The sequence below is a fragment of the Bradyrhizobium xenonodulans genome, from assembly GCF_027594865.1.
Classification (GTDB): Bacteria; Pseudomonadota; Alphaproteobacteria; order Rhizobiales; family Xanthobacteraceae; genus Bradyrhizobium; species Bradyrhizobium xenonodulans.
Genome location: NZ_CP089391.1, coordinates 5,101,144 through 5,115,361 on the forward strand (window position 1 = coordinate 5,101,144; position 14,218 = coordinate 5,115,361).

18 protein-coding genes are annotated in these 14,218 nt (G+C 64.9%); 5 read left to right on the forward strand and 13 right to left on the reverse strand.

The window, feature by feature from the left end; all coding sequences use genetic code 11:
• Positions 1-43 precede the first annotated feature (43 nt).
• Entirely contained in the window at positions 44-424 is a 381-nt protein-coding gene (locus I3J27_RS24310) for a hypothetical protein (protein WP_270160912.1), read from the reverse strand.
• A gap of 103 nt (positions 425-527) precedes the next feature.
• Between I3J27_RS24310 and I3J27_RS24315 the strand changes: the two genes are divergently transcribed.
• Together I3J27_RS24315 and I3J27_RS24320 are read left to right on the forward strand one after the other, a co-directional pair.
• Positions 528-1,364, forward strand: coding sequence for a DUF72 domain-containing protein (locus tag I3J27_RS24315; RefSeq protein WP_270160913.1), 837 nt, complete (start codon positions 528-530; stop codon positions 1,362-1,364).
• A gap of 8 nt (positions 1,365-1,372) precedes the next feature.
• Complete coding sequence (locus I3J27_RS24320; RefSeq protein ID WP_270160914.1) at positions 1,373-1,834, forward strand: DUF488 domain-containing protein; 462 nt, start codon at positions 1,373-1,375, stop codon at positions 1,832-1,834.
• 122 nt (positions 1,835-1,956) lie between these two features.
• On the opposite strand, the gene I3J27_RS24325 is transcribed toward I3J27_RS24320, so the two are convergent.
• From I3J27_RS24325 to I3J27_RS24355, 7 genes are all read right to left on the reverse strand, one after another.
• Positions 1,957-2,871, reverse strand: a complete 915-nt coding sequence (locus tag I3J27_RS24325) for a PhzF family phenazine biosynthesis protein (protein WP_270160915.1) — start codon at positions 2,869-2,871, stop codon at positions 1,957-1,959.
• Positions 2,872-3,070: 199 nt separating this feature from the next.
• Positions 3,071-3,298, reverse strand: coding sequence for a hypothetical protein (locus tag I3J27_RS24330; protein ID WP_270160916.1), 228 nt, complete (start codon positions 3,296-3,298; stop codon positions 3,071-3,073).
• A gap of 143 nt (positions 3,299-3,441) precedes the next feature.
• Positions 3,442-4,749 carry an adenylate/guanylate cyclase domain-containing protein gene (locus I3J27_RS24335; protein WP_270160917.1) on the reverse strand — a complete coding sequence of 436 codons (1,308 nt, stop codon included), beginning with the start codon at positions 4,747-4,749 and terminating at the stop codon, positions 3,442-3,444.
• A gap of 30 nt (positions 4,750-4,779) precedes the next feature.
• Positions 4,780-5,943 carry an ABC transporter permease gene (locus I3J27_RS24340; protein ID WP_270160920.1) on the reverse strand — a complete coding sequence of 388 codons (1,164 nt, stop codon included), beginning with the start codon at positions 5,941-5,943 and terminating at the stop codon, positions 4,780-4,782.
• On the reverse strand, positions 5,940-6,872 hold the full coding sequence (locus I3J27_RS24345; RefSeq protein WP_270160923.1) for an ABC transporter ATP-binding protein: 933 nt from the start codon (positions 6,870-6,872) through the stop codon (positions 5,940-5,942). The genes I3J27_RS24340 and I3J27_RS24345 overlap by 4 nt, the downstream gene beginning before the upstream one ends.
• Positions 6,869-7,657, reverse strand: a complete 789-nt coding sequence (locus I3J27_RS24350; RefSeq protein WP_270160925.1) for an HlyD family secretion protein — start codon at positions 7,655-7,657, stop codon at positions 6,869-6,871. The genes I3J27_RS24345 and I3J27_RS24350 overlap by 4 nt, the downstream gene beginning before the upstream one ends.
• Entirely contained in the window at positions 7,654-8,316 is a 663-nt protein-coding gene (locus tag I3J27_RS24355) for a TetR/AcrR family transcriptional regulator (protein WP_270160927.1), read from the reverse strand. Before I3J27_RS24355 ends, I3J27_RS24350 begins: the two co-directional genes overlap by 4 nt.
• 111 nt (positions 8,317-8,427) lie before the next feature.
• Between I3J27_RS24355 and I3J27_RS24360 the strand changes: the two genes are divergently transcribed.
• The 3 genes from I3J27_RS24360 to I3J27_RS24370 are packed head-to-tail and all read left to right on the forward strand — an operon-like array spanning position 8,428 to position 9,647.
• Entirely contained in the window at positions 8,428-8,763 is a 336-nt protein-coding gene (locus I3J27_RS24360) for an ArsR/SmtB family transcription factor (RefSeq protein ID WP_270160929.1), read from the forward strand.
• Complete coding sequence (locus tag I3J27_RS24365; protein ID WP_270160936.1) at positions 8,760-9,221, forward strand: SRPBCC family protein; 462 nt, start codon at positions 8,760-8,762, stop codon at positions 9,219-9,221. The genes I3J27_RS24360 and I3J27_RS24365 overlap by 4 nt, the downstream gene beginning before the upstream one ends.
• 12 nt (positions 9,222-9,233) lie before the next feature.
• On the forward strand, positions 9,234-9,647 hold the full coding sequence (locus tag I3J27_RS24370) for a GFA family protein (protein WP_270160939.1): 414 nt from the start codon (positions 9,234-9,236) through the stop codon (positions 9,645-9,647).
• A 4-nt stretch (positions 9,648-9,651) separates the two neighbouring features.
• On the opposite strand, the gene adhP is transcribed toward I3J27_RS24370, so the two are convergent.
• The 5 genes from adhP to I3J27_RS24395 all read right to left on the reverse strand — a co-directional run bounded on the left by adhP (position 9,652) and on the right by I3J27_RS24395 (position 14,218).
• Positions 9,652-10,677 (reverse strand): alcohol dehydrogenase AdhP, encoded by a 1,026-nt coding sequence (gene adhP, locus I3J27_RS24375; protein WP_270160942.1) that lies wholly within the window; start codon positions 10,675-10,677, stop codon positions 9,652-9,654.
• A 135-nt stretch (positions 10,678-10,812) separates the two neighbouring features.
• Complete coding sequence (locus I3J27_RS24380) at positions 10,813-11,223, reverse strand: DUF2000 domain-containing protein (RefSeq protein ID WP_270160947.1); 411 nt, start codon at positions 11,221-11,223, stop codon at positions 10,813-10,815.
• An 80-nt stretch (positions 11,224-11,303) separates the two neighbouring features.
• Positions 11,304-11,693: a DUF4189 domain-containing protein gene (locus I3J27_RS24385; RefSeq protein ID WP_270160950.1), complete on the reverse strand. Its 390-nt coding sequence runs from the start codon at positions 11,691-11,693 to the stop codon at positions 11,304-11,306.
• Between the two features lie 222 nt (positions 11,694-11,915).
• The gene (locus I3J27_RS24390) at positions 11,916-13,520 is read right to left on the reverse strand and encodes an NTP transferase domain-containing protein (RefSeq protein WP_270160952.1); all 1,605 of its coding nucleotides are present in this window, start codon (positions 13,518-13,520) and stop codon (positions 11,916-11,918) included.
• Positions 13,517-14,218, reverse strand: coding sequence for an XdhC family protein (locus I3J27_RS24395; protein ID WP_270160954.1), 702 nt, complete (start codon positions 14,216-14,218; stop codon positions 13,517-13,519). The genes I3J27_RS24390 and I3J27_RS24395 overlap by 4 nt, the downstream gene beginning before the upstream one ends.

Genomic DNA, 14,218 nt, shown 5'->3' on the forward strand with positions numbered 1-14,218 from the left:
CCGCCTTCTTCTGCCCTGGTTGCTATTCGCCGCTCCCCATTTCCTATTTCGCTGGCGGCCGGTGCTTGACGAAGGCCGTCACGATGTCCTTCTGCGCCGACTCGACCGCCCTGTTCGCGGTGGCGAGATGGGCGCCGGAATCGATATTGGGATATTGCGTGGTGAGATAGTCGAGCAGCGCCACCCGGTAATATTGCCGCTCCGACGGACAGGCGCCGGCGACCGAGCGGCCAAAGTCCTGTTCCGACAGGCCCTGATTGGAGTCGCGCGAATACTCCCGCGCCAGGCAATGCCAATAATCGTCGCGGCCTTGCTGGGCGAGCTTCTGCGCCCCCTTGGCGTCGTCGTCGTCCGCCATTGCAGAATATGTCATGGCAACAGATGTCATCATGACGAGCGCCGCTCCCACCATCAGCATCCGCATTCTTGTTCTCCTTTTTTCGCGGGTCCCATGGCAAAGCTTAGACGGGACGCGGCAACTGGCCAATCACATCTGGTTTGATTAGGATGAGGTCCCTCCCCCGTCGATGCGAGATCCTCCCGTGGCCAAAGCAAAAACCGCGTCCAAAAAATCCGGCAACATCTTCATCGGCATCGGCGGCTGGACCTTCGAGCCCTGGCGCGGCGTGTTCTATCCGGAGAAGCTGACGCAGGCGAAGGAGCTGTCCTATGCCGCCTCGAAGCTGACCTCGATCGAGATCAACGGCACCTATTACGGCTCGCAGAAGCCGGAGAGCTTTCGCAAATGGGCGGGCGAAGTGCCCGACGGATTCGTGTTCTCGGTGAAGGGACCGCGCTTCGCCACCAACCGCCGCGTGCTGGCCGAGGCCGGCGATTCCGTCAAACGGTTCTACGATTCCGGCGTGCTGGAACTCGGCGACCGGCTCGGGCCGGTGCTGTGGCAGTTCGCACCGACCAAGAAATTCGACGGCGCCGATTTCGGTGCGTTTCTCGAGCTGCTGCCGCGCAAGCTCGAGGGCCGCGCGCTGCGCCATGTCGTCGAGGTTCGCCACGACAGTTTTTGCACGCCTGATTTCATCGCGCTGATCCGCGAGTTCGAGACGCCCGTGGTGTTCGCCGAGCACGGCAAATATCCGGCGATCGCGGACGTTGCCGGCGACTTCGTCTATGCCCGGCTCCAGAAGGGCAATGACGAGATCAAGACCTGCTATCCGCCGAAGCAGCTCGATGCCTGGGCTGAGCGCTTTGAGGCATGGGCCGACGGCGGCGAACCCGACGATTTGCCGAAGGTCGACAAGAGCAAGCCCAAGAAGGAGCCGCGCGACGTGTTCGCCTATGTGATCCACGAGGGCAAGGTGCGCGCACCCCACGGCGCCATGGAACTGATCGCGCGGGTGAGCTGAGGCGTCCCATGGCAAGAGCAAAAAAGCTGTTCACCATCGGCTACGAGCAGACGCCGCCCAAGGCGGTGCTGGATGAGCTGGAAGAGGCCGGCGTCAAGCTCGTGGTCGACGTGCGCGCGGTGACGTCGTCGCGGCGGCCGGGCTTTTCCAAGAAGCAGCTGTCCGCAGGCCTCGATGAGCGCGGCATCGCCTATGTGCATCTCGCCGCGCTCGGTACCCCCAAGGAAGGTCGCCTTGCCGCGCGTAGCGGGCAGTACGACATGCTGCAGAAGATCTTTTCAAAGCACCTGAAGACGCCGGAAGCCCGGGAGCAGATGGACGAACTCTCGGCGCTGGTGAAGAAGGCCGGCCCCGTCTGCCTGCTCTGCTACGAGCGCGACCACACCCACTGCCATCGCCAGATGATCGCGGAGATCATCGAGGAGCGCGACGGCGTGGCGGTGAAGAATCTGGCGGGGCAGCAGGTGTAGCACTGCCGCTGTTGTCAGCCGTGCCACCGACGTAGCAGCTCGGCCGTACATCCTTCGAGGCTCGCAAGAGCTCGCACCTCTGGATGACGGGACTACCCCCGGCGTGCCGCGCGCCTTGGGGGTTACCCCTCCTCCGCCAGCTTGAACGTCCCCTCCATCATCTGTACGCAGCTGCCGCCGACATGCGCGGAGACGATCTTGCCGTCCTGCTTGCGCACGCGCGTCTGGAGGATGCTTGGCCGGCCCATGTCAAACCCCTGGCCGACCGTGAGCTTCAGCTCGCCGTCACGCATGGGATCGAGATCGGCGAACAGCGCGGCGGCCGCAACGGTGGCGCTGCCGGTGGCGGGGTCCTCAGTCAGGCCGCTGGCGCCGCGCATGAACATTCGCGCCTGTCGCTCGCAAGGCGCCTCCGCCGCGGGCACGTCACGCGTATAGAACCACACCGACCGGGCGCCGTCGCGCGGCAAGACCCTGCCGTAGGCCGCAGCATCAGGCCGAGCCCGCTTCAATGCCTCACGCGAATGCAGCTCGATCACCAGAAACGCGTTTCCGACGGTGACGATTTGCGGCGCGTGGCTGTCGGTCCTGACGTCGTCTGCGCTGAGCGAGATGCAGCTCGCGGCTTCAGCGGCCGACAACTGTGCAAGCCGCGCGAGCGGCTGCGGCGCGGTGAGCTCGGTTCGGATCACCCTTCCCTGCGCTCGCACGATATCGACCGGGACCAGCCCGGCCTTCTCCTCGAACAGCACGCGCGGCTTCGGCTCTTTCGCCATCGAAGCAAGCACGAAGGCGGTGCCGACATTCGGATGGCCGGCAAAAGCAATCTCCAGCACGGGCGTGAAGATACGCACCTCGGCGTCGTTGGCCTTGTCGCGCGGCGGCAGCACGAAGGTGGTCTCGGAATAATTGAACTCGGTCGCGATCGCCTGCATCTGCGCGGTCGAAAGCCCGCCGGCATCCAGCACTACGGCGAGCTGGTTGCCGCCGAAGGCGCGATCGGTGAACACGTCGACGGTGACGTAGCGGCGCTGCATCTTTCACTTCCTCATGCCAATCGCGGCCGCGACCGGCCGCATCGCGCGGCAGTCTACAGGCCGGCAACATCGCTCGTCATGCCCCAAAATTCGGAGCACTCGGAGCAATCGCGATGACGTGTTGGAAGCGGAGAAGCTGCAATCGTTCGCGACGCCGGGCTGGCGGATTTCACCAGCCCGGTATCGTCTGCCGTGATCGTTAGTAGGCGTAGGCGTACGGCGATGAGTATACCGTGTTCGGCAGGCAGGGCGGCTGCCTGTAAGGCGCGGTGGCATATGCGCCCTCTGCCGGAGCCCTGACGCAATAATCCGCCGTTGCCTGGGTTGCGGCGGCGCGCGTCGGGGTGATGTGGCGCGCGGATGCGGCCTGGGTCTGGAAGACGGCGGCGGCGATCATGGCGGCCGCAGCAAGGGTCGATCGGGTCATTGGCTTTCTCCGGATTGCAAACGGAAGGCGAGATGTTCGGCTTCCACTGTGCGAGACCCGAAAGCTACCAGAGACAGTTCATCACGCGTGTTCAACGGAGCGCGACCAGCTTCAACGAAACGCGACTCGCATTTGAAGGCGCGTTATCCCAATTGAAACACCGCGACCGGCTGCTCGTAGCCGCGGACCTCGACTTCGCCGAGCGCAACGGCGTCCGCACCGTCATCGCCGAGCGCCTCGCGCACGGACGCGGAGATCAGGAGTTGCGAGCCGAACTCCTTGTTGAGTGCCTCCAGCCGCGAGGCGAAGTTCACGGTGTCGCCGATCACGGTGTATTCCTTGCGGCGGGGCGAGCCGATATTGCCGGCAACGACCTCACCGAAATGAATGCCGATGCCGATTCTGAGCGGCCAGCTCGTTTGCGCGTTGATGCGGTCCATCGCGGTCAGCATCTCGCGGCCCGCCGCGACCGCGCGATGCGCGGCGTCGGCGGCTTCCAGCGGCGCACCGAACAGCGCGAGAAAGCCGTCGCCGAGAAACTTGTTCACGATGCCGCCCTGGCGATCGAGGATGTCGACCAGCACGGCGAAGGCGCCGTCGAGCCGCTCGACGACCTCCGTCGGCGTGCGCGACTGCGCGCCGGCGGTGAAACCGCGGAAGTCGACGAACATCACGGCAACGCGGCGGAGATCGCCACTGGCGCTGGTTCCCGCCGCCATCAACCGCTCCACCACCTGAGGCGAGACGTGCTGGCCGAACAGGTTGGTCACCCGGTCGCGCGCAGTCGCCGCCGCGATGCTCGCGCCAAATTGCCGCCGCAGCTGCGCGCCGACGGCTCCGGCCAGCACGCCGCAGATCAGGATGACGACGCTGCGCACGACGTGGAAATAGATCAGGGGCTCGCCGGCGTCGCTGGCCGAATTGTAATACAGCGCGACGGCCAGGAGTTCGGCGGCGGCCACAAATCCCGTGAAGGTGGAGAGCCAGAAATCGAGCCGCAGAGTCGAAAGGATGACAAAGATGAAATAGACCAGTGGCAACACGAAACCGAGCGCCTGGCTCGCTCCCATGCTGCGGATCTGCAGAATCAGGATGATCGTCGGCAGCGACGTTTCGATTGTTGCGCCGATATAGCGCCTGACCACCGGCAGGTCGCGATCGAGCTTGAGGTTTCGCCTGATCTGGCTGTGGACCCAGACCTCGAAGAGAATGAAGCCCCCCACGAGAATGTATTCGCGGACGAGACCCTCCGTCCCGCGCCAGACCCGGTTCACGAGAGCTGGATCGATCAGGAAGGTTGCTGTGAGGAACACGACTATGACGCAGCCCGTCGTGATCAGCGCTCTCACCCGCAACAGCTCGGTGCGCAGCACCTCCCGCGTCAGCTCGCGCTCGAACTCCTCCGACATCACGGCATGCTGCCGCGTCTTCCTGCTCGCAAACCTGACCATTCCACCCCTCGATTCCGGGGGCATTCTGCCTCAATCCAGCGTGCGGCGGAAGCGCGTCACGGCGATGGTCATGGCGACCAGCATCAAGGCCGCCAGCGCCAGGGTGTCGAAGCGCAAATTCTGCATGGTCGCGCCCTTCAGCATGATGGCGCGGACGATGCGCAGATAGTGCGTCAGCGGCAGGCATTCGCCGAGATATTGCGCCCAGACCGGCATGCCGGCGAACGGGAACATGAAGCCGGATAGCAGGATGCTCGGCAGGAAGAACATCATCGACATCTGCATGGCCTGGAGCTGGTTCTGCACCAGCGTCGAGATCGTGTAGCCGATCGCCAGATTGGTGGTGATGAACAGCGTCGAGAGCAGCGCCAGCAGGAACAGATTGCCGAGCACGGGCACGCCGAACAGGCCGACGCCGATGCCGATGATCAGAAAGGCCTGGACGAAACCGACCAGCACGTAAGGGATGATCTTGCCGAACATCACCTCGACCGGCCTGATCGGCATCGACAACAGGCTCTCCATGGTGCCGCGCTCGACCTCGCGCGTGACGGAGAGCGAGGTGAAGATCAGCATGGTCATGGTGAGGATGGTGCCGACCAGACCCGGCACGATGTTGAGGCTGGAGGCCGCGGCCGGGTTGTAGCGGGCATGCGCGCGGATCTCGAACGGCATCTCCGGGGGATCGCCGATATAGAGATCGTGCTTGAGCGCGGTCTGCACGACCATGCCGAGCGAGCCGATTGCCGAGCTCGCCGCCACGGGATCGGTGGCGTCCGCTGCAACCAAAAGCGCCGGCTTGTCGCCGCGCCGCACCGCCCGCTCGAAGCCGCGTGGGATCTCGACCCCGAACAGCACCTTGCCGGATTTCAGCAGATTGTCGAAATCGTCGACGTCGTGCACTTCATAGAGAAAGCGGAAATATTTGGTGTTCTCCAGCGCCTTCAGGATCGAGCGGGCAAGATCGGAGTCTTCCTGGAGCAGCACGGCGCTCGGCAGATTGTGCGGCGTGGTGTTGATGGCATAGCCGAACAGCATGAGCTGCATCACCGGCAGCATCACGATCATGGCGAACGAGACACGGTCGCGTCTGAGCTGGATGAACTCCTTGATCAGCATCGCATAAGAGCGCCGCAGGAAGCCGAAGCGCTCCCGGATTTCGCGTAGCGGCGCGGGATGATCGGCGGCGCTCATTGGAAATTGTCCCTGGATCGGCTCATCAGCTCGATGAACACGTCTTCGAGCGAGGGCGATGATTTGTGCCAGTGCAGGCCGCCCTGCTCACGCCACGGCGCGATGCTGGCTTCGAGCGCCGCGACGTCGCGCCCCGAAACGTGCAAGGAGGTGCCGAACGGCGCCACCATGTCGATTCCGGGCTTGCCGGTGAGCGCGGCCGTGAGCTCGTTCAGGTTCTCGCCTGTGACCGTGTAGGTCGACAGCGCGGATCCCGCGATCACCTCCTCCACCGTGCCGTGCGTCAGCAGATGGCCGTAGGCGATGTAGGCGATCTCGTGACAGCGTTCGGCCTCGTCCATGTAGTGGGTCGAGACCAGCACGGTGAGACCGTCGGCTGCGAGCGCATGGATCTCGTTCCAGAAATCGCGCCGCGCCTTCGGATCGACGCCGGCGGTCGGCTCGTCCAGCAGCAGCAATTTCGGACTGGGCAGCGTGCAGGCCCCGAGCGCCAGGCGCTGCTTCCAGCCGCCGGAGAGCTCGCCCGCGAGCTGCTCTTCGCGCCCCGACAATCCGAGCCGCTTGATCATCTCGCGCGCGGCACCGCGCGCATCGGTGAGGCCATAGAGTCGCGCGACGAATTCGAGGTTCTCGCGGACGGAGAGGTCCTGGTACAGGCTGAAGCGCTGGGTCATGTAGCCGACCTGGCGCTTGATCTTCTCGGCATCGCGCCGGATGTCGTAACCGAGGCACGTCCCCTCGCCGCTGTCCGGCGTGAGCAGCCCGCAGAGAATGCGGATGGTGGTGGTCTTGCCCGACCCGTTCGGCCCGAGGAAGCCGTAGATCGAGCCGCGCTTCACCTGCATCGACAGATCATGCACGACCTCGCGGCCGCCGAACGATTTGGTCAGGCCCTTGACGTCGATCGCGATGCCATTGCCGCCGTTCATCGCTTGTCCGCCACCGGTGTCTTTGGATTGAGGTAGACGTCGATCGGCTGCCCCACGCGCAGGGCATCGGGGCGCGAGGGCCGCGCCTGGACGAGATAGACGAGCTTGTTGCGCTCCTCGAGGCTGTAGATGACAGGCGGGGTGTATTCGGCCGAGGTCGCGATGAAGTAGATTTTTGCGGTGAGATCGGCGGCGCAATTGTCGCACACGATCCGCACGGTGTCGCCGATCGCGAGCTTCGGCAGTTCGGTCTCGGGCACGAAGAAGCGCAGCTTCATGTTGCCGGGCGGCATGATCGACAGCACCGGCCGCTGCGCCGCCACCATCTCGCCCTCGCGGAAATAGATCTGCTGGATGGTGCCGGCAACGGGCGCAAAGCCCTTGCGCCGCGCCATCCGCGTCTCCGACGTCGCCACCCGCGCTTCCGCGACGCGCAAGGCCGACACGGCGGAGTCGAGATTGGCCTGCGTGCCGGAGCCGGTCTTGCTCAGCGAGGCCGCACGATCATAGGTCTGCTGCGCGTTGGCCAGCGTTGCCTTGTTCTGGTTGAGATCGGCAAGCTGGAGGTCGTCGTCGACGGAATAGAGCTGATCGCCGACCTTGACCTCGTCGCCCTCGCGGACGCCGAGCTTGGTCACCCGGCCGGCTTCGTCCGGGCTGACGAAGATCATGTCGGCCTCGACCCAGCCCTGGAAGCCGGGATCGCGCTTCTCCTTGCAGCCGGCGAGTCCGGTCGCGAGCACGGCTGCCAATGCGAATCTGAAAATGACTTGCGACGACCTCATGTCGTCCTCCGTTCGCCAAAAATCAAATCGAGATGGACGCGCAGCATCTCCTGCGCGTCGAGCGGCGAATGCCGCGCAAACAGGCTCTGCCAGATCACCGCGATCATCGCGGGCGCGACCAGGATCTGCGGATAGCGCGCAAGGTCCTTCTGGCGGATCTCGCCGCGGGCAATGCCGAGCTCGATCAGCGTGCGCATGCCGGCCATCCCGCGCGAGACGACCTCGCGGTAATAGAAGTCGGCGACGGATGGAAAGCGCGGCCCCTCCGCCACGATCAGGCGCACGAGATCGCCGCGCCTGGTGTTGATGACCTCTTTCAGGAAGTTGCTGGCAAAGGCCTCGACGAGATCGCGCACCGAGCCCGCTGGCGGCGGCAGTGTCGTGAGCCGCGTGACGACCGGCACGATCACGGTGCGCACCAGCTCCTCGAACATCGATTCCTTGTCCTTGAAGTGCAGGTAGATCGTGCCCTTGGCGACGCCGGCCCGCTTGGCGATGTCGTCCAGCCTGGTCGCGGCAAAGCCACGCGCGATGAACTCCTCCATCGCCGCGTCCACGATCGCCTGGCGCCGCTCCGCCGCCCGCGCGGCACGGCTTGAGGCGGGCGCCTCTCCGTCGGCTGCAGACGACGCGGCGAGTTTGGTCGATCTCTTCGTCATAGCCACAATATGACTGACTGGTCAGTCATAGTCAAGCTTGGCTTCGGAGCGAACAACGGGTCGGCTAAATTAGTATTGACTAATGAATTAGCCACGACTAATCTAATTTCCATGCTCGAAGCACTCCCAAACCCCGTCACGACCGTGATGCGCGCCCTCGCTGACCCCACCCGCCGCGCCGTGTTCGAGCGCGTGTTCGAGAGCAAGGAGATCAGCGTCGCCGAGCTCACGCGCGGCAGCGGCGTCACCCAGGGCGCGATCTCGCAGCACCTGAAATCCCTCAAACAGGCCGGCCTCGTCGCCGAGCGCGCCGAAGGCCGCAACGTCTACTACCGCGCCGCGCCGCAAGGACTCGAGCCGCTGGTCACCTGGATGGACCATTACGGCGTGTTCTGGCGCGAGCGCTTCCAGAACCTGCGTGACCTCTTGAAGGAGATCGATCCGTGAGTGCAGCCGCGTTGAAAGACGAGACAAAAGACATTGTTCTGGACGAGGTCTTCCCTCACGCGCCGGCAACGATCTGGAAGGCACTGACCAGCGCGCAGTTGATCGCGCGCTGGCTGATGCAGCCGACCGGCTTTGAAGCCGTCGAAGGCAACGCCTTCACGTTCCAGACCACCCCGGGCGGCAACTGGGATGGCGTCATTCATTGCCGGGTTCTGGAGGTCGTGGCGAACAGTCGCCTCGTCTACGCCTGGAAGGGCGGCGACGTGCGCAACACCGGCTACGGCGCGCCGCTCGACACCGTCGTGACCTGGTCCCTCACCCCGGTCGAGGCCGGCACACGAATTCAGCTGATTCATGCGGGCTTCGTCCTGCCCAGGAACGAGAGCGCCTACACGGTCATGAGTGGCGGCTGGAAGAAGGTCGTGCGCAAGCTCGACGAGATCAGCGGCGAAGAGTGAGGAGTTATCGCGATGAACAAGCCCTACACCGGTGGCTGCGCCTGCGGCGCGATCCGCTATTCGATTGTCGGCGAGCCCCTGTTCAGCAATCACTGCCAGTGCCGGGACTGCCAGCGCGAAAGCGGCAGTGCGCATGGCTCGTACGCGACGTTCGCGCGTGCCGGCGTCACGCTGACCGGCGAGGCGAAGCATTGGGACATGGTCGCCGACAGCGGCAACGTGAAGACGCGCGGCTTCTGCACGCAATGCGGCGAGCCTGTGTACATGACCTTCGCGGCACAGCCCGACGTCTTCACAATCCGCGCTGCGAGCCTCGACGAGCCCGCCCGCTACAAGCCGCAGGCGGTCACTTTCGCCGCGCGCGGCCATGACTGGGATCGCCTCGATCCCAGCCTGATCAAGTTCGAAGGCATGCCGCCCGGATGAAGCGCTAGCCAAAGTCCAGCACCATACGGCCGTCGATCTTGCCGGCCTTCATCCGGTCGAAGACGTCGTTGATCTCGGCAAGCGGCACCTTTGCGACTTCGGCCTTCACCTTGCCGTCCGCGGCGAACGCGATGGCTTCGTCAAGATCGCGCCTTGTGCCGACGATGGAGCCGCGCACGGTGATGCGTTTGAGCACGACGTCGAAGATCGGCGTCGGGAATTCGCCCGGCGGCAGGCCGACGAGGCTGACGGTGCCTTTCCGCCGCACCATCTTCAGCGCCTGGGCGAAGGCGGCGGTCGAGACCGCCGTCACGAGCACGCCGTGTGCACCGCCGCCGGTTGCCGCGAGAACATTGTCCACGGCGCCGGCTGTGAGGGCGTTGACCGCGAGATCGGCGCCGGCCTCGCGTGCCAGCGCGAGCTTGTCCTCGGCGATATCGACCGCGGCGACCTTGAGTCCCATCGCCTTGGCGTACTGGATCGCGACATGGCCAAGCCCGCCGACGCCGGAGATCACGACCCACTCGCCGGGCCTTGCTTCCGTCTCCTTCAATCCCTTGTAAGTGGTGACGCCGGCACAGAGGATCGGCGCAATGGCGGCGAAATCGACGGTGGCCGGCAGTTTCGCCGCGAAGGCGGCCGAGGCGATGACATATTCGGCGAAGCCGCCGTTCACGCTGTAGCCGGTGTTGTGCTGGTGCTCGCACAGCGTCTCCCAGCCGGTCTCGCAATATTCGCAGGACATGCAGGCATCGTGCAGCCAGGCGACGCCGACGGCATCGCCGACCTTGAGGTTTTTCACCCCGACTCCGAGTGCGGCAACGATGCCGGCGACTTCATGGCCGGGAATGAAGGGCGGAACCGGCTTCACCGGCCAGTCGCCGGAGGCGGCGTGCAGATCGGTGTGGCAGACGCCGCACGCCTTCACCTTGACCAGGACCTCGCCGGGACCGGGCTGCGGCACCGGCACGTCCTCGATCACCAGCGGCTTGCCGAATTGTCTGACGATTGCGGCTTTCATGGTCGGCATCTGTCTGCTCCTTTGCATTACAGGGAGCAGACTAGCGATGCCGTGGAGCGCGCCTTTGATTGGGGTCAAACAGCACAAAGTTTGCGCAAGCGCGCGCCATCGTGACATCACGATGACAACGCGGCGCGGGGCGCGTCAGCTGTGGAATTTCAGCCCGTCCACGACCTTGTCGATCACCTTGCGCTCAGCGCGCATCGCGATGCCGACGAGATCGAGATCGGTGCGTGCCACCGCCCTCACCGCCTCGCGATTGGCGGCATCGTGCGTGGTCTTGAACATATCCTCGGTGAAGACCGCCGGCTTGACGCCGCGCGTGAGCGCACGGTCGAGCGCGCGCGACAGGGCGGGACCATCGGCGCCGTAGATCAGGATCGGCTGGCCGATCAGCGCAAGATATTTAGTACCCGAGGCGTCCTCATAGGGCTCGCCGATGCAGTCCGGAAAGGCCGCGGCAATGCCGCTGGTGAGAAACGACGCGACGTTGAGCTTCTGCCAAGCCTGAAGATCGGAGCGGATCACGACGGCGATCTTGGTGTCGAACTGCATGCGGTTCCTCGACTATCATTCTTGACGCGATGCTATGCATCGCATCGGAATGACAGCAAGAGGAATCAGCGCTCGAAAGATTATCCCTTGGCGTCGCAGGCCCAGGCGCGGATCACGCATTCCTTGCCGCCGTATTTGTAACATTCGCGCGTGGCGGCATTGAGCGAGGCCGAGATCTTTGGCTTCACCGCATAACCATAGGCGCCGCACGGATTGGACAGATCGACCGACATCGCGGCACAGGCGCGCTTCATCGTCACGGTCGTGCAATCGCCCTTGCACTGCTTCTGCGCCGCGGCACGCGCCTCGTGCTCGTGGCCATAATCAAAGGCCTGGCCATAAGCGCCGCACTTGCCGACGGCAATTGCGCCGGCGGCGTGCGCATCCGTGACGTAGCGGGCGCCGGCGACACAAACCGACAGCGCAAAGAAAAACATCGCGCAACGGCGCGCGACGACGTTCGAAGCCATGGAAAAACCCCTCCCCCCAAGGCAGGTGCGAGCGACTCTAAGCGCCGGTCGTTTCCAGATGGTGAACGGGTGGTTGAAATTGGACGATTGAGAGCTGTCGTAGGGACCGTAGGGTGGGCAAAGGCGCATAGCGCCGTGCCCACCGTCTATCTCCGAGACCATCAAGAGTCGTGGGCACGCTTCGCTTTGCCCACCCTACAGCAGCGTCACCCTACGGCAGCGTCATCCCCGTCTTGCCGCTTCCAACGCCTGCGGGGTGTCGATGTCGAGGAAGGCGCTCTCGCCATCCACGGGCACTTCGGCGACGGCCTCGGTATGCTTGGCGATCAAATGGCGGGCGCCAACGTCGCCGTCGAGCGTCATCAATTCCTTGAAGAAGCGGCGCGACCACAGCACGGGATTGCCGCGGCGGCCCTCGCTGACGGGCACGACGATGAGGTTGCCGCGGTCCGGCGCAAAGCCGTCGATGAGACGGTCGATCAGGCCGGCATCGATCAGCGGCATGTCGCCGAGGCAGACAACGGCACCGTCACTCGCGTCAGAGACGGCCGCGATGCCGGCCTTGACCGAGCTTGCGATACCGCCGGCGAAATCAGGGTTCTTGACGAACTTCACCTTCAGGCCTTGCAGCGCCTGCTCGACCAGCTCGGTCTGATGGCCGGTGACGACGATCACCTCGGACGCCTTCGAGGCCAGCGCCTGCTCGGTCGCGATCCGCACCAGTTTCTTGCCGTCGAGCTCGGCGAGCAGCTTGTTCGGCCCGCCCATCCGGGTCGAACGTCCTGCCGCGAGCACGATCGCCGCGACCTGGCTGTTGCCCTCGATCTCCGGCTTGGCGCGCGGCTGCGGCCGCGTCACGATCTCCATCAGCAGTCCGCCGACGCCCATGCCCATCAGCTCGGCACGCGTCACCTTGATGCCGGCGAGGAGCCGCATCAGCACCCAGTCAAAACCGTTCTCGACCGGCGAGCGCGCGCAGCCCGGCGCGCCCAGCACCGGCACGCCACCGGCACGCGCGATCAGCAGCAGATTGCCGGGATCGACCGGCATGCCGAAATGCTCGATCTCGCCGCCGATGCCCGTGACCGCGGCCGGAATCACGTCGCGGCGGTCGGCGATCGCGGACGCCCCGAACACGATGACAAGCTCGGCGCCGAGGCCGAGCAATTCCTTGATCGCGGCAGACAGCGCGTGTTCGTCGTGCTCGACCCGCCGCTCGGCGATGATGCCGGCGCCGGCCGGTGCGAGCCGTTCGGCGGTGACGCGCAGCGTCTTGTCGATCACCTTGGAGGACAGGCCCGGCAGCAGCGTCGAAACCACGCCGACGCGCTTGATGACGTAGGGCGCAATCTGCAGCACATCCCGGCCCGCCGCCTTCACCGCGGCATCGCGCAAATTGCCTTCGACGCCGAACGGGATGATCTTGACGGTGCCGACCATCTCGCCCTCGACCACCGGCTTGTAGGCGGTGAGCGTGGCAAAGGTGATGGCCTCGTCGATATTGTTGATGCGGTCGACCGCGGCGCGGTCGATCACCAGCACGCCCGGGCGCGCGGCGAACAGATTGGCGCGGCCGGTAAAGGCGCGCTCGACGTGAATCCCCTCGCCACCGACGGCGAGTGCGATGCTGGCGGCCGCGACGTCCTCGGAGACGTCGCCCCCCTCCATCCGCACCACCACGATGTCCTTGATGCCGGCGCGCTCCAGCGCTTCGATCTCGGCAGGGCCGATGGTCGTGCCTTTCTTGAGCACCAGCGGCCCCTGGCGCAGGGTGTGGACAGTCACCCCGCCGATCGCATCCCTGGGGCTCGCCGGTCCAAATTTCATGCCGCTTCTTCTTTTTCTCTTGGTGGCAGGCGGAGCACCGCCGTGATCTCGGCCATGATCGACACCGCGATCTCGGACGGCGAGACCGCGCCGATCGCAAGCCCAATCGGCGCGTGGATGCGCGCGATGTCGCTCTCTTTCGCGCCCTGCGCGCGGAGCCGATCGCCGCGCTTGGCATGCGTCTTCCGCGAGCCGAGCGCGCCGATATAGAAGCAGTTGCGCTCGAACGCGTGCAGCAGCGCGGGATCGTCGATCTTGGGATCGTGCGTCACCGCAACGAAGGCAGTGTAAGCGTCGACGTTGAGCGGCGGCAGCGCCGTGTCCGGCCACTCCGCAACCAAGGGAATGTCGGGGAAGCGCTCGGGGCTTGCAAAGGCCGTGCGCGGATCAACGACGGTGACGTCATAGCCGAGCGAGCGCGCCAGCGGCGCCAGCGACTGACTGATGTGGACGGCGCCGACGATGACGAGCTTTGCCGTCGGCGCATAGACGTTGAGGAACAGCTTCTTGCCGCCGGCTTCGACATTGCCGCTCTTGCCCATGCGAAGCTGTCTTTCCAGCTCAGCGCGTAGCGGGTCCTTGGCGAAATCCGCTGATTTCACCAGGCGCTGCTCGCCGCTCTCGATGTCGGTCACCAGGATCGCCGGCCGGCGAGCGGCGCGTTCGGCGTTGAGTTCGTGCAGGATTGCGAGCTTCAC